Origin of the sequence: Vibrio sp. SCSIO 43132, assembly GCF_019904195.1 — a bacterium.
GTDB lineage: Bacteria > Pseudomonadota > Gammaproteobacteria > Enterobacterales > Vibrionaceae > Vibrio > Vibrio nigripulchritudo.
On the sequence record NZ_CP063199.1, the window covers coordinates 3,915,368 to 3,936,260 of the forward strand.

Sequence of the window (20,893 nt, forward strand, 5' to 3'; positions counted from 1 at the left end):
CTTGGAGTTCTGAAGAGAATGAAAAAGTGGACTTTCTTTATGTTACTTATCGCGGTTTTGCTGTTCGGCAGCGTGATAGGTTTCAACTTGTTTAAGCAACAAAAGATCGCTGAGTATCTGGCAAACCGTCCAGAGCCTGAGTTTCCTGTGACGGTAACAAAGGTGGAAGCCGTAGACTGGGTGCCTACCATTGAAGCTATCGGTTTTATCGAACCTAATCAAGGCGTCACCCTGACCACTGAAACCAGCGGTGTGATCGATAAAATTCAGTTTGAATCTGGTGCAACAGTGAAAAATGACCAGACTCTGATCACTCTGGATTCAGAGGTTGAGCGCGCGAACCTGAAAAGTACTCAGGCGAAACTTCCTGCTGCTCAAGCGAAATTCAAACGCTACGCTGGTCTTTACAAAAAAGGCTCTGTCTCGAAAGAAGCTTACGACGATGCGCAAGCAGCTTACTTGTCGCTTTCTGCAGACATTGAAAGCCTGAAAGCGTCCATTGAGCGCCGAGAAATCAAAGCCCCATTTGCTGGCGTAGTCGGTATTCGTAACGTTTACCTAGGCCAGTACCTGCAGCCAGGCACCGACATCGTTCGCCTAGAAGACACCAGTGTTATGCGTCTGCGCTTTACGGTTCCTCAAACCGATATCTCTCGCATCAACATCGGACAGCAAGTCGACATTAAAGTAGATGCGTACCCTGAAGGTTCATTCGAAGGTTCCATTAGTGCAATTGAGCCAGCAGTCAGCGTGCAAAGTGGTTTGGTACAGGTTCAGGCCGACATTCCTAACAATGACGGACGCTTGCGCAGCGGTATGTTTGCCCGCGCGAACATTATCCTGCCAATCATCGAGAATCAGGTCACTCTGCCGCAAACAGCGATTACGTTTACTCTATATGGCGACAACGTTTATATCCTGTCGGATGAAAATGGCGAGCAACGCGTAAAACAGCAAGTCATCAAAGTGGGTGAACGTACCGGTCACATTGCTCATATTCTGGAAGGTGTGAACCCGGGTGATGTGGTTGTTACCTCTGGTCAGGTTCGCCTGAGTAATGAAGCGAAGGTGCGCATTGTTGAAAGCGATGCAATCAACCCACCTGCTGAAACACCAATGCTGTAATCGGAGGAAGCATGCGCTTTACTGATGTTTTTATTAAACGTCCTGTTTTAGCGGTATCGATCAGCTTTTTGATTGCTTTGCTTGGTTTGCAAGCGGTGTTCAAAATGCAGGTTCGTGAATACCCTGAAATGACGAATACAGTAGTAACCGTTTCAACCAGTTACTACGGAGCCAGTGCCGATCTGATTCAGGGCTTTATTACACAGCCCTTGGAACAAGCCGTCGCACAGGCAGACAATATTGACTTTATGACGTCTCAGTCCGTTTTGGGTAAATCCACCATTACGGTAACCATGAAGCTCAATACCGATCCCAACGCTGCTTTGGCTGACATTCTGGCGAAAACCAACTCGGTGCGTTCACAGCTTCCAAAAGAAGCCGAAGACCCAACTGTTACCATGTCGACAGGCTCAACCACCGCGGTTCTCTACATTGGTTTCACCAGTGATGAATTGGTGTCTAGCCAGTTAACAGACTATCTTGAGCGAGTGATCAATCCTCAGCTATTTACGGTTAACGGTGTGTCAAAAATCGACCTTTACGGCGGTTTGAAATACGCCCTGCGTGTATGGCTGGATCCTGCGAAAATGGGCGCGCTAAACTTAACTGCAACCGACGTGATGGGCGTATTGAACGCCAACAACTATCAGTCTGCAACGGGTCAGTCTACTGGTGAGTTTGTGCTGTACAACGGCAGTGCCGACACACAAATCTCCAACGTAGAAGAACTGCGTCGACTGGTAGTGAAAACTGGCGAAGGTTTGGTGATCCGCCTTGGCGACATCGCGAAGGTATCTCTGGAAAAAAGCCATGACGTTTATCGTGCAAGTGCTAATGGTCAGGAAGCGGTAGTAGCAGCGATCAACGCCGCGCCAAGTGCAAACCCGATCAACATTGCGGCAGACGTGCTGGAGTTATTGCCAACGCTCGAGAAAAACCTGCCAAGTAACATCAAAATGGAAGTCATGTATGACTCCACTATTGCAATCAATGAATCTATTCAGGAGGTTATTAAAACCATTCTGGAAGCAGCGCTGATTGTATTGGTGGTGATCACCCTCTTCCTGGGCTCTTTCCGTGCGGTGCTTATTCCAATCGTTACTATTCCACTTTCTTTGATTGGTGTGGCGATGGTTATGCAGGCAATGGGCTTCTCATGGAACCTGATGACACTACTGGCAATGGTACTTGCCATCGGTCTGGTAGTAGATGACGCCATCGTCGTATTAGAAAACGTTGACCGCCACATCAAGCTGGGTGAGTCTCCATTCCGCGCAGCCATTATTGGTACTCGTGAAATCGCGGTTCCAGTTATCGCAATGACATTGACGTTGGGTGCAGTGTACGCACCAATCGCAATGATGGGTGGCATCACTGGGTCGCTCTTCAAGGAGTTTGCCTTAACGCTTGCAGGTTCGGTATTTGTCTCTGGTATCGTGGCACTGACGCTTTCGCCGATGATGTGTTCAAAAATGCTCAAGGCAAACGAAAAGCCAAGCAAATTTGAGCAGACCGTTCATAACTTCCTGGATCGCATGTCGGACAAATACGAAGGCATGCTGGCTGCTGTAATGCAGCGTCGCCCTGTCATCATCGCGTTTGCCATCATTGTATTTGCCAGCCTTCCAATGCTGTTTAAGTTCATCCCAAGTGAACTGGCCCCAGCAGAAGATAAAGGTGTGGTCATGCTGATGGGTACGGCACCGTCCAACGCCAACTTGGACTTCATGCAAAACACCATGAACGACGTAAATAAGATTCTGTCGGATCAGCCTGAAGTCGCGTTCGCACAGGTCTTCACTGGTGTACCTAACTCCAACCAGGCGTTTGGTATTGCTTCAATGGTACCTTGGAGTGAGCGTGAAGCCAGTCAGGCAGACGTGAAAAACCGTGTGGGTCAGTTAGTACAGGACATCCCGGGTATGGCAGTCACGGCATTCGAGATGCCAGAACTTCCAGGGGCAGGTTCTGGTCTGCCTATCCAGTTCGTTATGACAACACCAAACAGCTTCGAAAGTCTGTTCCAGGTAGCAACGGATGTATTGACTGAAGTGAATGGCAGCCCGTTGTTCGTATACTCAGATCTGGATCTGAACTACGACTCAGCCACCATGAAAATCCATATCGATAAAGATAAGGCGGGTGTGTACGGAGTGACCATGCAAGACATAGGTATCACCCTAAGCACCATGATGGCCGATGGTTACGTTAACCGAATCGATTTGAATGGTCGTTCGTATGAAGTTATTCCTCAGGTAGAACGTAAGTACCGCCTGAACCCGGAATCGATGAACAACTACTATGTTCGCGCAGCAGATGGCAAAGCCATTCCTCTGGGCAGTTTAATCTCGATTGAAGTGGTAGCAGAGCCTCGCTCATTACCTCACTTTAACCAATTAAACTCTGCCACTGTAGGCGCAGTTCCTTCTCCAGGTATTGCCATGGGTGAAGCCATCAATTGGTTTGAGAACATTGCTGAGACCAAATTGCCTGCGGGTTACAACCATGATTACATGGGTGCCTCTCGCCAGTTTGTTACTGAAGGAAGCGCACTGTATGCAACTTTCGGATTGGCATTAGCAATCATCTTCTTGGTACTGGCGATTCAGTTTGAATCCGTGAAAGATCCACTGGTTATCATGGTATCGGTACCTCTGGCGATATGTGGTGCTTTGATTGCCCTTGCGTGGGGTGCGGCATCAATGAACATCTACTCGCAGGTTGGTCTGATTACCCTTGTCGGGCTTATCACTAAGCACGGTATCTTGATTTGTGAGGTTGCCAAAGAAGAGCAGCTTCATAACAAGAAGAACAAGATGCAGGCTGTTATGGAAGCCGCGAAGGTTCGTCTTCGCCCAATCCTGATGACCACTGCTGCGATGATCGCAGGCCTGATTCCTCTGATGTACGCAACAGGCGCAGGTGCCGCTCAGCGATTCAGCATCGGTATTGTTATCGTGGCAGGTCTGGCAATCGGTACTCTATTCACCCTGTTCGTACTTCCGGTGATATACAGTTACCTAGCAGAAGACCACAAACCATTGCCAGTCTTTGTTGAAGACAAGGAACTGGACAAATTGGCTCGCGTTGACGAAGCGAAAGCAGCACAGCGAGAGATTCGTAACGAATCGGTCTAAACCAACGAGAACTTTGGTTCGTAAAAAGGCTACTTAGGTAGCCTTTTTCTTATCTGTAGCTAACGACTTTGTACGTGGAATTACATAAAATGGAACCAAATAGAAAGGAGTTACCCATGTTTGATCCGAAGAAACTCGAACAAATTGCCAAACAGATTCATGAATCGATGCCACAACCTGTAAAAGAACTTGGCAGCGATGTAGAACATAAAGTACGCCAGGTCATTCAAGGTCAGCTAAACAAGCTGGATGTTGTTAGCCGAGAAGAGTTTGATGTACAGACTCAAGTACTGCTTCGCACTCGTCAAAAGCTGACAGAAATGGAGCAAAAGCTGGCAGAGCTCGAAGAGAAGCTTGCAGATAAGTAGACTCAAGAAGTTGATACAAAAAGAAAGGCTTGCTCCAAATGGAACAAGCCTTTTTTATTTATGTTGTGTTTACTATTTGTATTATCGACCCCAGTCTGCTGGAGTTCTTTTGCTTTATAAGCGTAGTCGATTTACTCGACCACGCTGGAACAAATCTTCAGTTTCAGAAGAAGGCACTCACTTTGAACGTTAGTGAATTCCTAGCTTCTGAGTAGTCGGAATTAGCCGCCTACTGCGATACGTTTCATGTCAGTCATGTAACCGCGAAGCTCTTCACCGATGTACTCAACTGGGTGGTTACGAATCGCTTCGTTCACTTCGATTAGGCGAGCATTGTCTACTTGGTTAGAAGACTCACCCAGTCCTTTACCGATAACGTCTGTGCCTACTGAAGGCATGAACTTCTCGCGTAGCAGTGGAGTAGCAACGTTAGCAAACAGGTAGTTACCGTATTCTGCAGTATCAGAGATAACCACGTTCATTTCGTACAGACGCTTACGAGCAATGGTGTTTGCAATCAGTGGAAGCTCGTGTAGAGACTCGTAGTATGCAGACTCATCAATGATGCCAGACGCCGTCATAGCTTCGAAAGCCAGCTCAACACCCGCACGAACCATAGCGATCATTAGGATGCCGTTGTCGAAGTACTCTTGCTCTGAGATTTCTACGTCAGTTTCTGGGTAGTTTTCAAAAGCAGTTTCACCCGTCTCTGCACGCCAGCCAAGTAGGTTCACATCGTCGTTTGCCCAGTCAGCCATCATAGTACTAGAGAAGTGACCCGTAACGATGTCATCCATGTGCTTGTTGTACAGAGGACGCATCAGATCTTTTAGCTCTTCAGATAGCTCAAATGCTTTGATTTTCGCTGGGTTAGACAGACGATCCATCATGTGAGTGATACCACCGAACTTCAGTGCTTCAGTCACTGTTTCCCAACCGTATTGCAGAAGTTTACCTGCGTAGCCAGCATCAACACCGTCAGCAATCATCTTCTCGTAACATACGATAGAGCCCGCTTGAAGCATGCCACAAAGGATGGTTTGTTCACCCATTAGGTCAGACTTAACTTCAGCAACAAAAGAAGACTCTAGACAACCTGCACGATGACCGCCTGTTGCCGCAGCCCAAGCTTTCGCGATGTCCCAGCCTTCGCCTTTTGGATCGTTCTCAGGGTGAACCGCGATAAGTGTAGGAACACCGAAGCCACGTTTGTATTCTTCACGAACTTCCGTACCCGGACACTTAGGAGCAACCATTACAACCGTTAGGTCTTTACGGATCTGAATTCCTTCTTCAACCACGTTGAAGCCATGGGAGTAGCCCAGAGCAGCGCCTTCTTTCATTAGAGGCATTACCGTTTCAACCACATTAGTGTGTTGTTTGTCCGGCGTAAGGTTCATCACAAGATCCGCTTGAGGGATAAGAGTCTCGTAGCTTCCTACTTCAAAGCCATTGTCTTTTGCGTTTTTGAACGACTGGCGTTGCTCATCGATCGCAGCCTGACGTAGCGCATAAGATACGTCCAGACCAGAGTCACGCATGTTCAGACCTTGGTTAAGACCTTGCGCACCACAACCTACGATGACCACTTTCTTACCTTTCAGGTAATCAGCTTCTGTTGCAAATTCGCTGCGATCCATAAAGCGACAGCGACCTAGTTGGTCTAGTTGCTCACGCAAGTTTAAGGTGTTGAAGTAGTTAGCCATTTTCTGGAACTCCTGTTTAATTTTTCCATAAGGTCGACAGCTCAATGTCGAATACCCTCATACTAATTCAGACATTAAGTTGCTCAAAGTGATATATTCACAATTAGTAATTGTGATAATCGCAACAACCGATCTTTTCATTGCTCAAAATGACACCATTATGAACATCAAAAGCCTTCAATACTTTGTCCATCTTTGCGACAGTCGAAGTTTTAGTAAAACCTCGACAGCAATGCACATCAGTCCTTCGGCACTCAGCAGACAAATACAAAAACTCGAAGACGAAATTCAGCAGACCTTATTTCTTCGTGATAACCGCAGTGTGGATGTGACACCGGCAGGTAAGAAGCTGCTTCCTGTTGCAATCCAGATGATTGGCGAGTGGAATCAGTTTCGCTCTTCGGTATCGGGAGAAACCGAAGCTTTAACCGGTGAACTAAGGCTATTTTGTTCCGTTACCGCCAGTTATTCTCACCTTCCAGACTTGCTCAATGACTTTCGAATTCAGTACCCCAATATCGAGCTAAAACTGTCTACAGGTGACCCAGCTCAGGCGATAGATAAGATCCTCAATGACGAAGCAGATATCGCAATTTCAGCCAAACCCGACAACATGCCAGCCAAATTGATGTTTGAAACCATCAGCGATATCCCTTTGTCGGTAATAGCGCCAACGGGCAACAGCAGCTTTGCTCCATTACTCAATCAAGAAAACCCAGCCTGGTCTCAAATTCCATTTATCGTTCCAGAGGCAGGAACAGCAAGAGACAGAGCCAATCACTGGTTTAAAAAAATGAAACTTAAGCCCAACGTTTACGCTCAAGTGGCAGGACATGAAGCCATTGTAAGCATGGTCGCTCTAGGTTGTGGCGTTGGCTTTGCACCAGATGTGGTCATTAACAACAGCCCAGTACGCGATAAAGTAGAGCGCTTAAAGGTGCAACCTCTTAAACCATTACAATTAGGTGTATGTTGCCAACAAGCACAGATCTCCAATCCGATGATCAAAGCGCTATGGGAGCTGGTTGAAGGAAAGTTTGTATAGATAGCAATTGCCCCAAATATTTCTACTGAAGCTTTCTGTATGGCAGGGGAGCTGAGCCGGCACTCCGGAGATTCGACTGGGCTGGCGATCCAGCACCCAACACTTGCTTTGTAAATGCAATAGATGCAAAAAAAGCCTCAGCATTTCCGCTGAGGCTTTCTGTATGACAGGGGGGACTGAGCCGGCACTCCGGAGATTCGACCGGGCTGGCGATCCAGCTCCCAACACTTGCTTTGCAAAAGCAATAGATGCAAAAAAGCCCCAGCATTTCTGCTGAGGCTTTCTATATGGCAGGGGTGGAGAGATTCGAACTCCCAACACGCGGATTTGGAATCCGCTGCTCTGCCAATTGGAGCTACACCCCTAAACTGTATTGAATCTTTAAATGTCAGATTCAAAAAAACCTCGCACTAAGCGAGGCTTCTTAAATAAATGGCGGAGTGGACGGGACTCGAACCCGCGACCCCCGGCGTGACAGGCCGGTATTCTAACCAACTGAACTACCACTCCGCAGTGGAAGACCTGCTTATCATAAGCAGATGTTCAAATATAAAGCCTGGCGATGTCCTACTCTCACATGGGGAAACCCCACACTACCATCGGCGCTATTGCGTTTCACTTCTGAGTTCGGCATGGAATCAGGTGGGTCCACAACGCTATGGTCGCCAAGCAAATTCTTTAATCTGGAAAGCTGTTTTTTTAAGTTCTAGTTCTTACACATTCAATGTTCTTATCTGAGCCCACAAAACCCCTTGGGTGTTGTATGGTTAAGCCTCACGGGCAATTAGTACAGGTTAGCTCAACGCCTCACAACGCTTACACACCCTGCCTATCAACGTTCTGGTCTCGAACAACCCTTTAGGATACTTAAAGTATCAGGGAAGACTCATCTCAGGGCTCGCTTCCCGCTTAGATGCTTTCAGCGGTTATCGATTCCGAACTTAGCTACCGGGCAATGCCATTGGCATGACAACCCGAACACCAGAGGTTCGTCCACTCCGGTCCTCTCGTACTAGGAGCAGCCCCCTTCAATCTTCCAACGCCCACGGCAGATAGGGACCGAACTGTCTCACGACGTTCTAAACCCAGCTCGCGTACCACTTTAAATGGCGAACAGCCATACCCTTGGGACCGACTTCAGCCCCAGGATGTGATGAGCCGACATCGAGGTGCCAAACACCGCCGTCGATATGAACTCTTGGGCGGTATCAGCCTGTTATCCCCGGAGTACCTTTTATCCGTTGAGCGATGGCCCTTCCATTCAGAACCACCGGATCACTATGACCTGCTTTCGCACCTGCTCGAATTGTCATTCTCGCAGTCAAGCGGGCTTATGCCATTGCACTAACCACACGATGTCCAACCGTGTTTAGCCCACCTTCGTGCTCCTCCGTTACTCTTTGGGAGGAGACCGCCCCAGTCAAACTACCCACCAGGCACTGTCCTCACTCCCGATAAGGGAGCCAAGTTAGAACATCAAAGCTACAAGGGTGGTATTTCAAGGACGGCTCCACGCAATCTGGCGACTGCGTTTCAAAGCCTCCCACCTATCCTACACATGTAGGTTCAATGTTCAGTGCCAAGCTGTAGTAAAGGTTCACGGGGTCTTTCCGTCTAGCCGCGGGTACACTGCATCTTCACAGCGATTTCAATTTCACTGAGTCTCGGGTGGAGACAGCGTGGCCATCATTACGCCATTCGTGCAGGTCGGAACTTACCCGACAAGGAATTTCGCTACCTTAGGACCGTTATAGTTACGGCCGCCGTTTACCGGGGCTTCGATCAAGAGCTTCGTCCGAAGACTAACCCCATCAATTAACCTTCCGGCACCGGGCAGGCGTCACACCGTATACGTCATCTTACGATTTTGCACAGTGCTGTGTTTTTAATAAACAGTTGCAGCCACCTGGTATCTGCGACTCTCGTCAGCTCCATCCGCAAGGGACTTCACCGATAAGAGCGTACCTTCTCCCGAAGTTACGGTACCATTTTGCCTAGTTCCTTCACCCGAGTTCTCTCAAGCGCCTTGGTATTCTCTACCCGACCACCTGTGTCGGTTTGGGGTACGATTCCTTACAATCTGAAGCTTAGAGGCTTTTCCTGGAAGCATGGCATCAATGACTTCATCACCGTAGTGACTCGACATCGTGTCTCAGCCTTAAAGAGAGCCGGATTTACCTAACTCTCAAGCCTACGCACTTGAACCTGGACAACCGTCGCCAGGCCCACCTAGCCTTCTCCGTCCCCCCATCGCAATTGTAAGAAGTACGGGAATATTAACCCGTTTCCCATCGACTACGCTTTTCAGCCTCGCCTTAGGGGTCGACTTACCCTGCCCCGATTAACGTTGGACAGGAACCCTTGGTCTTCCGGCGAGGGAGTTTTTCACTCCCTTTATCGTTACTCATGTCAGCATTCGCACTTCTGATACCTCCAGCAGCCCTTACAGACCACCTTCAACGGCTTACAGAACGCTCCCCTACCCCGCATACAAAGTATGCAGCCGCAGCTTCGGTGTATTGCTTAGCCCCGTTACATCTTCCGCGCAGGCCGACTCGACCAGTGAGCTATTACGCTTTCTTTAAATGATGGCTGCTTCTAAGCCAACATCCTGGCTGTCTGAGCCTTCCCACATCGTTTCCCACTTAGCAATACTTTGGGACCTTAGCTGGCGGTCTGGGTTGTTTCCCTCTCCACGACGGACGTTAGCACCCGCCGTGTGTCTCCCGGATAGTACTTACTGGTATTCGGAGTTTGCAAAGGGTTGGTAAGTCGGGATGACCCCCTAGCCTTAACAGTGCTCTACCCCCAGTAGTATTCGTCCGAGGCGCTACCTAAATAGCTTTCGGGGAGAACCAGCTATCTCCAGGTTTGATTGGCCTTTCACCCCTAGCCACAAGTCATCCGCTAATTTTTCAACATTAGTCGGTTCGGTCCTCCAGTTGATGTTACTCAACCTTCAACCTGCCCATGGCTAGATCACCTGGTTTCGGGTCTATATCCAGAGACTGAGCGCCCAGTTAAGACTCGGTTTCCCTACGGCTCCCCTAGATGGTTAACCTTGCCACTGAATATAAGTCGCTGACCCATTATACAAAAGGTACGCAGTCACCCCGAAGGGCTCCTACTGCTTGTACGTACACGGTTTCAGGTTCTATTTCACTCCCCTCACAGGGGTTCTTTTCGCCTTTCCCTCACGGTACTGGTTCACTATCGGTCAGTCAGTAGTATTTAGCCTTGGAGGATGGTCCCCCCATATTCAGACAGGATATCACGTGTCCCGCCTTACTCGATTTCACTTGAAATGCGCTGTCGGTTACGGGGCTATCACCCTGTATCGCGCTCCTTTCCAGAAGCTTCACCTGACGCATAAAAAGCTTAAGGGCTAATCCAATTTCGCTCGCCGCTACTTTCGGAATCTCGGTTGATTTCTCTTCCTTCGGGTACTTAGATGTTTCAGTTCCCCGAGTTCGCTTCACTGAGCTATGTATTCACTCAGCAATACTTACTTATGTAAGTGGGTTTCCCCATTCGGAAATCCCAGACTCAAATGACTCTTACTGTCTTATCTGGGCTTATCGCAAGTTAGTACGTCCTTCATCGCCTCTGACTGCCAAGGCATCCACCGTGTACGCTTAGTCACTTAACCATACAACCCCAAGAGGTCTTGTATGTTCAAACAACCAAGGTTGTGTCTCTCATTATTGAATGAGCGAGAGACATTCGATTTTGCCGGACTCAAATATAAACATCCTATGGATGTTTCCAAGAACACTTGAATGTGTGTTGGTACCTACATCTTCAAAAGACATAGGATTTGAGAACTTTTAATTGAATAACAACGCTTATCCGAAGATAAGGGGATTGTTGCTATTCGTCAGCTTTCCAAATTGTTAAAGAGCATGATTCGTTAAGAACCATTTTTAAATATTCTGTATCAAGAAAATACTTAAAGATGGTGGAGCTAAGCAGGATCGAACTGCTGACCTCCTGCGTGCAAGGCAGGCGCTCTCCCAGCTGAGCTATAGCCCCATAAAGATTCAATGTCTGACCCGCTATCTTTGGGAAGATAGTGGTGGGTCTGAGTGGACTTGAACCACCGACCTCCCGCTTATCAGGCGAGCGCTCTAACCAGCTGAGCTACAGACCCAACATTGCTCTTAACGTTATAAACCGTATCAATCTGTGTGAACACTCATCGCAATAATCATCGTATAAGGAGGTGATCCAGCCCCAGGTTCCCCTAGGGCTACCTTGTTACGACTTCACCCCAGTCATGAACCACAAAGTGGCAAGCGTCCTCCCGAAGGTTAAACTACCTGCTTCTTTTGCAGCCCACTCCCATGGTGTGACGGGCGGTGTGTACAAGGCCCGGGAACGTATTCACCGTGGCATTCTGATCCACGATTACTAGCGATTCCGACTTCATGGAGTCGAGTTGCAGACTCCAATCCGGACTACGACGCACTTTTTGGGATTCGCTCACTCTCGCAAGTTGGCCGCCCTCTGTATGCGCCATTGTAGCACGTGTGTAGCCCTACTCGTAAGGGCCATGATGACTTGACGTCGTCCCCACCTTCCTCCGGTTTATCACCGGCAGTCTCCCTGGAGTTCCCACCCGAAGTGCTGGCAAACAAGGATAAGGGTTGCGCTCGTTGCGGGACTTAACCCAACATTTCACAACACGAGCTGACGACAGCCATGCAGCACCTGTCTCATAGTTCCCGAAGGCACCAAAGCATCTCTGCTAAGTTCTATGGATGTCAAGAGTAGGTAAGGTTCTTCGCGTTGCATCGAATTAAACCACATGCTCCACCGCTTGTGCGGGCCCCCGTCAATTCATTTGAGTTTTAATCTTGCGACCGTACTCCCCAGGCGGTCTACTTAACGCGTTAGCTCCGAAAGCCACGGCTCAAGGCCACAACCTCCAAGTAGACATCGTTTACGGCGTGGACTACCAGGGTATCTAATCCTGTTTGCTCCCCACGCTTTCGCATCTGAGTGTCAGTATCTGTCCAGGGGGCCGCCTTCGCCACCGGTATTCCTTCAGATCTCTACGCATTTCACCGCTACACCTGAAATTCTACCCCCCTCTACAGTACTCTAGCCTGCCAGTTTCAAATGCAGTTCCGAGGTTGAGCCCCGGGCTTTCACATCTGACTTAACAAACCACCTGCATGCGCTTTACGCCCAGTAATTCCGATTAACGCTCGCACCCTCCGTATTACCGCGGCTGCTGGCACGGAGTTAGCCGGTGCTTCTTCTGCAGCTAACGTCAAAATGCGCATCTATTAAATACACACCCTTCCTCACTGCTGAAAGTGCTTTACAACCCGAAGGCCTTCTTCACACACGCGGCATGGCTGCATCAGGCTTGCGCCCATTGTGCAATATTCCCCACTGCTGCCTCCCGTAGGAGTCTGGACCGTGTCTCAGTTCCAGTGTGGCTGATCATCCTCTCAGACCAGCTAGGGATCGTCGCCTTGGTGAGCCTTTACCTCACCAACTAGCTAATCCCACCTGGGCATATCCTGACGCGAGAGGCCCGAAGGTCCCCCTCTTTGAGCCGAAGCTATTATGCGGTATTAGCCATCGTTTCCAATGGTTATCCCCCACATCAGGGCAATTTCCCAGGCATTACTCACCCGTCCGCCGCTCGACGCCGTTGTCGTTCCCCGAAGGTTCAGACAACTCGTTTCCGCTCGACTTGCATGTGTTAGGCCTGCCGCCAGCGTTCAATCTGAGCCATGATCAAACTCTTCAATTTAAGATTTGGTCGGCTCAATGAATACTGATTACATTACATAGTAATGTTGAATTGACTGTGCCGGTATTGCTACCGATTGGTCACTCAGTTCATTGAAACCTAAATTGATACCGAAGTATCTATTTGGATTATCATCAACGAGTGCCCACACAGATTGATAGGTCTATATTGTTAAAGAACATTGATTTGAGCTCTACTCAAATCGGACGGCTATTTTAGCGAGATAAACATTTGTGTCAAACACTTTTTTCAGTTTATTTCGTTTGCTTTTCAGCGCTCTAATCTAACCTCTGACTCGCTTGGTTTCTTTCGAAGCCATCCCGTGTCAGCGAGGGGGCATTATAGAGATCAGCATCACATTGGCAAGCGCTTTTTGATGTTTTTTTTGATTTCTAAATCGTTTGGGTGTTTTTTATTCAAAAGAGTGTATTTTCACTACTCTTCTATCGATTTTTGCCCTTTAATCGCCTTAGTTAAGGAGAAATTATGAGCTCAATGAGAAGTTATAAGGGTATTTGCCCAAAAATTGGTGAGGGCGTCTATATAGATAGCAGCTCAGTTTTGGTTGGCGATATTGAAATAGGGAAAGATGCCAGTATCTGGCCTTTGGTTGCTGCACGAGGGGATGTGAACCATATTCGCATCGGTGATCGCACTAATGTACAGGATGGGTCTGTTCTTCACGTTACGCACAAGAACCCTGAGAACCCCGAAGGTTACCCTCTTATTATTGGTAATGAGGTGACAGTTGGACACAAAGTGATGCTTCACGGATGCACCATTGGAGACCGGGTACTGGTAGGAATGGGGGCGATTGTTTTGGACGGCGCGACGATTCAAGATGATGTGATGATCGGAGCGGGTAGCTTAGTGCCACCAAACAAGGTATTGGAAAGTGGCTACCTCTATATCGGTAGCCCTGTAAAACAAGCTCGACCACTAACTGAAAAAGAAACTGCGTTTCTTAAAAAGTCCGCCAGCAACTACGTACGGACTAAAAATGAATATCTTACAGAAGTAGAAAACATTAACGAGTGATGACGATATTACCGTTACTGTCGTAATCTTCATCTTCTATTAAAGATTCAGCAAGTTCTTCTATCTCGAAGCGATACTGTGAGAATAATGAAAGAGCTTGCTGTTCTTCTTTGATCTCTTCTTTACTGATCTCTTGAATCATTTCCAACGACACCAGACACTCAATCAACATACCTGATTGCTGGGCGGGAAAACGAATCGCTTGATTTTCTTCATCCCATGTCTGCATGTCTGGAAATAAAATCGATTGATTCACTGAGTTATCCTTCTAAATTTTTTCTTAGTTCTCTTAAGATTTGCTTAGTACCCGGTCTTAACCCACGCCAAAGCATAAAGCTTTCTGCCGCTTGCCCAACCAGCATTCCCAATCCATCGTAGGTCTGAGCAACACCTTTATCTTTTGCCCATTGATTAAATGCAGTAAGACCTTGTCCATACATCATGTCGTAGCTCACGGTGTGTTTATCAAATATTGCCGGGCTAATAGCAGGCAAATCACCGCTCAAACTGGCTGAAGTGGAATTGATAACAACATCGAAAGAGGTTTGGATCTCTTCCATTGGCACTGCCTCAATAGCACCAAACTCTTTGAACATTTCTTCTAATTTTTGGGCTTTAGAAAAAGTGCGGTTAGCCACCACGATGTTTGCAGGGGACTGATCCAGTAACGGCTTGATAACACCACGCGCCGCACCACCAGCGCCAATAGTCAGTATTCTCGCGCCTTTGAGGGGAACCTGATACTGAAGCAAGTCCTGAACGAGACCTTCTCCATCGGTATTATCGCCAATGATTTCTCCATCATCGAGCTTTTTCAGTGTATTCACTGCACCCGCGAGTTGTGCTCGTTCGGTCAGTCGATCAGCAAACTGGTAGGCGTCCTCTTTAAATGGAACCGTGATATTGCAACCTCGACCTCCATTCGCAAAAAACTCTTTTGCGGACTCAACAAAGCCACCAATAGGTGCCTGCATGGTTGTATAGGTGAGCGATTGATTCGTTTGCCGGGCAAAGAGTGTATGAATAAAGGGGGATTTGCTGTGCCCGATAGGATTGCCAAATACTACGTACTGATCGATGTTTTGCGTCATTTCCTTGCCTGCAAAAATAGAAATAGGATCGTTTTAACCGACCCTATCATCATACCCAGATAGCCTCAAGCCATCGGACTCTCGGCACTTATGGCTGCAATCTACCAGTCTCTGGGCTTTAGGTAATTTTGGTACAAATCGTCTTCGTGGGTACCAGGTTCAACCTGATAGTCATATTCCCATCGAGCCAGTGGCGGCATGGACATTAAAATAGACTCCGTTCGCCCACCGCTTTGTAAGCCAAACAGAGTGCCTCGGTCGTAAACCAGGTTGAACTCAACATAGCGTCCGCGTCGGTAAAGCTGGAATTGACGCTCTCGCTCACCAAACTCTGTCTCTTTTCGGCGCTCAATAATAGGAAGCAACGCGTCGGTGTACCCTTCCCCTACGGCTTTGATGTATTCAAAGCTTTTATCGAATCCCCATTCATTCAGATCATCAAAAAACAATCCGCCGACGCCACGAGTCTCGTTTCGGTGAGGTAGGAAGAAGTACTCATCACACCACTTTTTATGCTCGGCATAGACGTTTTCACCAAACGGCGCACAGATTTCTTTAGCGGTATTGTGCCAGTACTGGCAATCTTCTTCGAACGGATAGAAAGGAGTCAGATCAAAGCCACCACCAAACCACCAGATGGGGTCGTGACCTTCTTTCTCTGCAATGAAAAAGCGTACGTTAGCGTGGGACGTGGGTATGTAAGGGTTATTTGGGTGCATTACTAAAGAGACCCCCATAGCTTCGAATTTTCGTCCTGCCAGTTCAGGGCGATGAGCGGTCGCAGAAGCTGGCATTTCTCGACCAGAGACATGAGAAAAGTTGACACCACCCTGCTCAAAAACCTGACCACCCGTCATCACACGAGTTCGACCACCGCCACCTAACCGCTCGGTAGATTCACGATGCCAGATGTCTTCTTTGAACACCGCCTTACCATCCGCGTCTTCCAGCTTCTGGCAAATGGTGTCTTGCAGACTCAATAAAAAGTACTTTACTGCATCTTTGTTTATCTCTGACATCGTATGTTCCTTTGTTCGCAGGTTACCCCTGTCTTAATACTTGGGAAGTCAAAGCGTCACGAATTTCACTTGGCTTCTCGCGTCCACCCGTTTCGCCTTCCAGAATCGCCACTAAATGATCGCCCAGTTGAACCTGAACTTCCTGAAAAGTCATGCATGGAGGCTCACCTGTCAGGTTGGCGCTGGTAGAGGTTAGCGGTTTACCGAACGTCTCGCAAAGTTTTTGAACCAGAGGGTGGTCAGTTACGCGTACCGCAATTGAGTCAAACTGACCCGAAAGCAGGTTTGACAGCTCTGGCTTCGCTGGCATCACCCAGGTAACAGGACCTGGCCAGGTCGCGAACACAGCCGCCTTTGCTTCTTCGCTTAGTGCGCTCTCATCTACGTAAGGCTTTAATTGATCAAAATTTGCAGCAATAAGAATCAGCCCTTTTTCGACCGGGCGTTTCTTAAGCTCTAGCAGCTTCATAATGGCTTCAGCATTGTCAGGGTCACAGCCCACACCAAATACGCCTTCCGTAGGGTAAGCAATCACTTCGCCATCGCGCAGCGCTTGAACTGTGTTTTCAAAATTGGTCAATTTGAGGCCCTTTTACTTAACATTTGAACAATAGTGTACAAAGAGTTTACACGACCACTCAAAGTAATTTGCCGGGAAACTGTATCAAACCTTAAAACGAATTTGTGCAAACGTTTTCCTTAATGTCATTTCTACGTATAATGCGCGCAAAATATCCGCTCACCCAATAAAAGCGCTGAAGGAGTTTTGAGATGCAAGTCGGTATTATTATGGGTTCTAAATCTGATTGGCCAACCATGAAGCTAGCAGCAGAAATGCTGGATCGCTTTGGTGTTTCTTATGAAACGAAAGTGGTTTCTGCCCACCGTACACCGCAACTATTGGCCGACTACGCCAACAGCGCAAAAGAGCGTGGTATCAAGGTTATCATCGCCGGAGCTGGCGGTGCGGCTCACCTGCCGGGTATGGCTGCAGCATTCACAAGCTTACCGGTTCTAGGTGTTCCGGTTCAGTCTCGTGCTCTGAAAGGCATGGATTCTTTGCTTTCTATTGTTCAGATGCCTAAAGGTATCGCAGTAGGTACGCTGGCAATCGGCGAAGCCGGTGCTGCAAACGCTGGTATCCTAGCAGCACAAATCATTGGTACACACAATGAAGATGTGATGGCAAAAGTTGAAGCTTTCCGCCAAGAGCAAACAGATACGGTTTTGGCTAACCCGAATCCAGCAGAGGATTGATACCCATGCACGTTCTAGTCTTAGGTGCTGGTCAACTGGCTCGAATGATGTCTTTGGCTGGTGCGCCTCTGAACATTGAAATTTCCGCTTTTGATGTGGGCTCGGAAAACATTGTTCATCCGCTAACTAACCAGGTTACTGGCAGTGGGTTAGCCAATGCGATAAACCAGGCGGACGTGATTACGGCTGAGTTCGAACACATTCCTCATGATGTACTGGATGAGTGCGAGAAAAGCGGCAAATTCTTCCCGACTACCGATGCCATCAAAGCAGGTGGTGATCGTCGCATCGAAAAATCTTTACTCGATAACGCTGGCGTTAAAAACGCCAAGTACTTTGTGATCAACACCAAAGCGGCCTTTGAGCAAGCCATCGAACACGTTGGCATTCCAATGGTGCTGAAAAGCACGCTTGGCGGTTACGACGGTAAAGGACAATGGCGCTTAAAAGACAAAGCGCAGGCAGAGGCGATTTGGCAGGAAATGTCTGAATGCATCGCAGAAACGCCAAACCAAGCCATCGTGGCAGAAGAGTTTGTGCCATTTCAGCGTGAAGTGTCATTAGTTGGCGCTCGAAATGCGGCAGGCGAAATCGCAATCTACCCGCTGGCAGAGAACGTTCATACCGATGGTGTACTTACGCTTTCGACGGCAATTGATGATAAAGCTTTGCAAACCCAGGCAAATAAAGCGTTCACGGCGGTTGCCGAATCACTTGGCTATGTTGGTGTTTTGGCATTGGAATTTTTCGATGTAAATGGCGAACTGCTGGTTAACGAGATCGCGCCTCGTGTTCACAATTCTGGTCACTGGACTCAGCAGGGTGCGGAAACCTGCCAGTTCGAGAACCACTTACGTGCTGTGTGTGGGTTGCCTTTAGGCAGTACGGAGCTTGTGCGTCCGACATCTATGGTCAACATCTTAGGTGAAGACCAAGTACCAGAAAGTGTTCTGGCGATGCCAGAGTGTCACGTTCACTGGTATGGCAAGGAGAAGCGTGCAGGTCGTAAAATGGGACACATCAATGTGTGCGCAGGCAGCGACGAAGCGTTGAAAGCGGCACTGGTAAAGCTTGCAAGCATATTGGATGCCGATGCCTTTCCCGCTTTAAAGGAAAGTGCTCAAGCTTTGTAACACGTAATTACTCGTAAAAAACGGCACTCATATGAGTGCCGTTTTTTATTGAATTTGCTCTTTCTGACACTTCCGATTCGCACACACAACTTTTGCGCCGGACGCCAGTTTCTTCTCTACTAATAGTGAGTAATTACATTCGCTGCACGTCCCGATAACCGGTTTGTGATTCACGGCAAACTTGCACTTAGGGTAGCTATCGCAGGCATAAAACATTTTGCCGTAGCGAGATTTTCTTTCCACTAAATGCCCGGTTTTACATTCTGGGCACGCTATCTCGTCTTGAGGAACTTGCTCTTCTTTTGGTGCATCCAGAGATTCGATGTGATGGCATTCGGGGTAGCTGCTGCAACCAATAAACATGCCATATCGACCCTGCCTTAATACCAGCTCACTGGCACATTTCGGGCAAGGTACACCAAGTTCTTTAACGACGTGACCGTCATTCTGGTTAAGGTTACGAATGTAGTCGCAAGCAGGGTATTGGTTACACCCTAAGAAAGGACCATATTTGCCATGGCGCAAAGACAATTCTCCGCCACATTGAGGGCACGGCTCTGTTTCCAGTGCATGCTCATGGGCAGAGAAAAGTTGTGCATCGATTTTACCGCTCATTCACTCCACCGTTAATGAAGAATACCGCTCTCCGTAGTATACAGGAGCTCCTCCATCTGGGTGTAGGCGTTTTCATTGCCAGGTACGTTAAACAGTACCATCAGCACAATCCATTTCAGATCGTCGAGCTGGAAATCGTTGGTTTCCAGCCCCATGACACGGTCAATGACCATTTCACGGGTTTCAGCGGTTAGTACTTCGACCTGCTCAAGGAACATTAGGAATCCGCGGCATTCCAGGTCTAAGCGTGACATTTCGGTACGAGTGTAAATACGTACCGACGTAGCTGCACTGGTTCTCATGGCGGATTGTGCATCGCTTTGCTGCAGCGCTGCCAAGTCCTCTAACCAGTTCAGGGCTTTGTAGATCTCTTTTTGATGGAATCCCGCTCTCAGGAGCTCATCTTCCAACTCATCTTGATCGACCATTAATTCCGCATCGCTGTGGATGTAGGTCTCGAACAAATACATCAGTATGTCCATCATAGTTAGCCCCTCCCCTTTCGAATATAGCCACCAGGTACTGCAACAATATGCCCTGAAAGCTCAAGTTCCAGTAGTTGCATCATGACTTCATGCACAGGTATATGGGTCCGCTCTGCAAGAATATCAACGGGTGTTGCTTCTATTCCTACGTTAGCCATTAGTTCGGGAAATGGCAATTCTTCTTGCTCGGCTTCTTCACTAAATATAGATGTTTGTTGAGAAAACGACCAAGAAACTAAATTTTCAACTTCCTGCAGGATATCTTGGGAGGACTGAACCAAGCAGGCACCTGACTTGATCAGCGCATTACCACCTCGGGCATTGGGGTTATGAATTGAGCCCGGTAAGGCAAAAACATCGCGCCCCTGCTCTGCGGCATAGCGGGCAGTAATAAGTGAGCCACTGCGCTCTGCCGCTTCTACGACAAATACACCTACCGATAATCCACTGATGATTCGGTTACGACGGGGAAAATGTTCAGGACGAGGCTTGGTGTTCGGGCGAAACTCTGACACCAGAGCCCCTTGCTCGACAACTCTGGCAGCAAGCTTGCGATGCCTTGCCGGGTAAATACATTCCAACCCAGAACCCAATACAGCAACCGTTCTGCCACCTCCTTCCAATGCTCCATCATGAGCATATCCATCTACGCCCAAAGCCAGGCCGCTGGTCACAACCAGCCCATTACATGATAGGTCTTTAGCGAAGGCTTTTGCGGTTTGCAGCCCTTCAATACTGGCATTTCGGCTACCCACCATTGCGATTTGAGGTGCACTCAAAGACGACACTTCACCTTTCACAAAGAGTGTGGTGGGCGGTGAAGGGACTTCTTTCAACAGAGGCGGATAATCAGTATCCAGCAAATTGAGAATATGATGGGAATCAGAAGCCGCCTCCCACTCAAGGCTTTCTTCTACTTCTGGGTGGGATTGAGCTTGTAGGTAAGCGATCTGTTTTGGTTTAAGACCAATGGCTTGCCAGCGCTCCGGACCGGAAGACAGTATGTTGACGGGAGAATCAATAGCGAGCAATCGAGTCAACGACTGGCCGCCTAATTGTGGGGTGAAACTTAAGGTCAGCCAGGCTCGTAACTCATTGTTCGTCATG

General features: G+C 48.2%; 15 protein-coding genes, 4 tRNA genes and 3 rRNA genes. 7 read left to right on the forward strand and 15 right to left on the reverse strand.

Annotated elements, in window-relative coordinates; all coding sequences use genetic code 11:
* Window positions 1-18: 18 nt before the first annotated feature.
* The 3 genes from INR79_RS17745 (at window position 19) to ubiK (ending at window position 4,630) form a co-directional block, all read left to right on the forward strand.
* On the forward strand, window positions 19-1,125 hold the full coding sequence (locus INR79_RS17745; RefSeq protein ID WP_223095377.1) for an efflux RND transporter periplasmic adaptor subunit: 1,107 nt from the start codon (window positions 19-21) through the stop codon (window positions 1,123-1,125).
* Between the two features lie 11 nt (window positions 1,126-1,136).
* On the forward strand, window positions 1,137-4,262 hold the full coding sequence (locus INR79_RS17750; protein ID WP_022604151.1) for a multidrug efflux RND transporter permease subunit: 3,126 nt from the start codon (window positions 1,137-1,139) through the stop codon (window positions 4,260-4,262).
* Between the two features lie 116 nt (window positions 4,263-4,378).
* Window positions 4,379-4,630, forward strand: coding sequence for a ubiquinone biosynthesis accessory factor UbiK (gene ubiK, locus INR79_RS17755; protein ID WP_004399649.1), 252 nt, complete (start codon window positions 4,379-4,381; stop codon window positions 4,628-4,630).
* A 221-nt stretch (window positions 4,631-4,851) separates the two neighbouring features.
* On the opposite strand, the gene ilvC is transcribed toward ubiK, so the two are convergent.
* A complete protein-coding gene (gene ilvC / locus INR79_RS17760; protein ID WP_004399648.1) occupies window positions 4,852-6,336 on the reverse strand; it encodes a ketol-acid reductoisomerase in 1,485 nt (494 codons plus the stop codon).
* Window positions 6,337-6,496: 160 nt separating this feature from the next.
* Between ilvC and ilvY the strand changes: the two genes are divergently transcribed.
* A complete protein-coding gene (ilvY, locus tag INR79_RS17765) occupies window positions 6,497-7,381 on the forward strand; it encodes an HTH-type transcriptional activator IlvY (RefSeq protein WP_022599053.1) in 885 nt (294 codons plus the stop codon).
* Between the two features lie 288 nt (window positions 7,382-7,669).
* On the opposite strand, the gene INR79_RS17770 is transcribed toward ilvY, so the two are convergent.
* From INR79_RS17770 to INR79_RS17800, 7 genes are all read right to left on the reverse strand, one after another.
* Window positions 7,670-7,746 (reverse strand) — tRNA-Trp (locus tag INR79_RS17770).
* A 68-nt stretch (window positions 7,747-7,814) separates the two neighbouring features.
* Window positions 7,815-7,891 (reverse strand) — tRNA-Asp (locus INR79_RS17775).
* Between the two features lie 44 nt (window positions 7,892-7,935).
* A 5S ribosomal RNA gene (gene rrf / locus INR79_RS17780) occupies window positions 7,936-8,051 on the reverse strand.
* 93 nt (window positions 8,052-8,144) lie between these two features.
* Window positions 8,145-11,030 (reverse strand): 23S ribosomal RNA (locus INR79_RS17785).
* 307 nt (window positions 11,031-11,337) lie between these two features.
* Window positions 11,338-11,413: transfer RNA gene (locus INR79_RS17790), tRNA-Ala, on the reverse strand.
* Between the two features lie 41 nt (window positions 11,414-11,454).
* A tRNA-Ile gene (locus INR79_RS17795) sits at window positions 11,455-11,531 on the reverse strand.
* A 65-nt stretch (window positions 11,532-11,596) separates the two neighbouring features.
* A 16S ribosomal RNA gene (locus INR79_RS17800) occupies window positions 11,597-13,148 on the reverse strand.
* The 16S, 23S and 5S rRNA genes sit together here with 4 tRNA genes alongside, the layout of an rRNA operon.
* 486 nt (window positions 13,149-13,634) lie before the next feature.
* Between INR79_RS17800 and INR79_RS17805 the strand changes: the two genes are divergently transcribed.
* Window positions 13,635-14,186: a gamma carbonic anhydrase family protein gene (locus INR79_RS17805; protein WP_223095379.1), complete on the forward strand. Its 552-nt coding sequence runs from the start codon at window positions 13,635-13,637 to the stop codon at window positions 14,184-14,186.
* Here INR79_RS17805 and INR79_RS17810 read toward each other — a convergent pair.
* The 4 genes from INR79_RS17810 to INR79_RS17825 form a co-directional block, all read right to left on the reverse strand.
* Window positions 14,176-14,442, reverse strand: a complete 267-nt coding sequence (locus tag INR79_RS17810) for a DUF1488 domain-containing protein (RefSeq protein WP_022592594.1) — start codon at window positions 14,440-14,442, stop codon at window positions 14,176-14,178. The genes INR79_RS17805 and INR79_RS17810 overlap by 11 nt on opposite strands.
* A 4-nt stretch (window positions 14,443-14,446) precedes the next feature.
* A complete protein-coding gene (aroE, locus tag INR79_RS17815) occupies window positions 14,447-15,277 on the reverse strand; it encodes a shikimate dehydrogenase (RefSeq protein ID WP_223095381.1) in 831 nt (276 codons plus the stop codon).
* A 101-nt stretch (window positions 15,278-15,378) separates the two neighbouring features.
* The gene (gene hemF / locus INR79_RS17820; protein ID WP_022552141.1) at window positions 15,379-16,296 is read right to left on the reverse strand and encodes an oxygen-dependent coproporphyrinogen oxidase; all 918 of its coding nucleotides are present in this window, start codon (window positions 16,294-16,296) and stop codon (window positions 15,379-15,381) included.
* A gap of 22 nt (window positions 16,297-16,318) precedes the next feature.
* Complete coding sequence (locus INR79_RS17825) at window positions 16,319-16,876, reverse strand: L-threonylcarbamoyladenylate synthase (protein WP_223095383.1); 558 nt, start codon at window positions 16,874-16,876, stop codon at window positions 16,319-16,321.
* A gap of 191 nt (window positions 16,877-17,067) precedes the next feature.
* On the opposite strand from INR79_RS17825, the gene purE reads away from it, so the two are divergent.
* Window positions 17,068-17,553 carry a 5-(carboxyamino)imidazole ribonucleotide mutase gene (gene purE / locus INR79_RS17830; protein ID WP_223095385.1) on the forward strand — a complete coding sequence of 162 codons (486 nt, stop codon included), beginning with the start codon at window positions 17,068-17,070 and terminating at the stop codon, window positions 17,551-17,553.
* Window positions 17,554-17,558: 5 nt separating this feature from the next.
* Window positions 17,559-18,686, forward strand: coding sequence for a 5-(carboxyamino)imidazole ribonucleotide synthase (locus tag INR79_RS17835; RefSeq protein ID WP_223095387.1), 1,128 nt, complete (start codon window positions 17,559-17,561; stop codon window positions 18,684-18,686).
* A gap of 45 nt (window positions 18,687-18,731) precedes the next feature.
* Here the strand turns inward: INR79_RS17835 and INR79_RS17840 are convergent, their stop codons facing one another.
* From INR79_RS17840 to dprA, 3 genes are read right to left on the reverse strand one after another with little or no spacing between them, the layout of a single operon-like run.
* Entirely contained in the window at window positions 18,732-19,301 is a 570-nt protein-coding gene (locus INR79_RS17840) for a type I DNA topoisomerase (RefSeq protein ID WP_223095389.1), read from the reverse strand.
* A gap of 11 nt (window positions 19,302-19,312) precedes the next feature.
* Complete coding sequence (locus INR79_RS17845) at window positions 19,313-19,786, reverse strand: DUF494 family protein (RefSeq protein WP_004406478.1); 474 nt, start codon at window positions 19,784-19,786, stop codon at window positions 19,313-19,315.
* A 2-nt stretch (window positions 19,787-19,788) separates the two neighbouring features.
* On the reverse strand, window positions 19,789-20,892 hold the full coding sequence (dprA, locus tag INR79_RS17850) for a DNA-processing protein DprA (RefSeq protein ID WP_223095391.1): 1,104 nt from the start codon (window positions 20,890-20,892) through the stop codon (window positions 19,789-19,791).
* Window position 20,893: the final 1 nt, after the last annotated feature.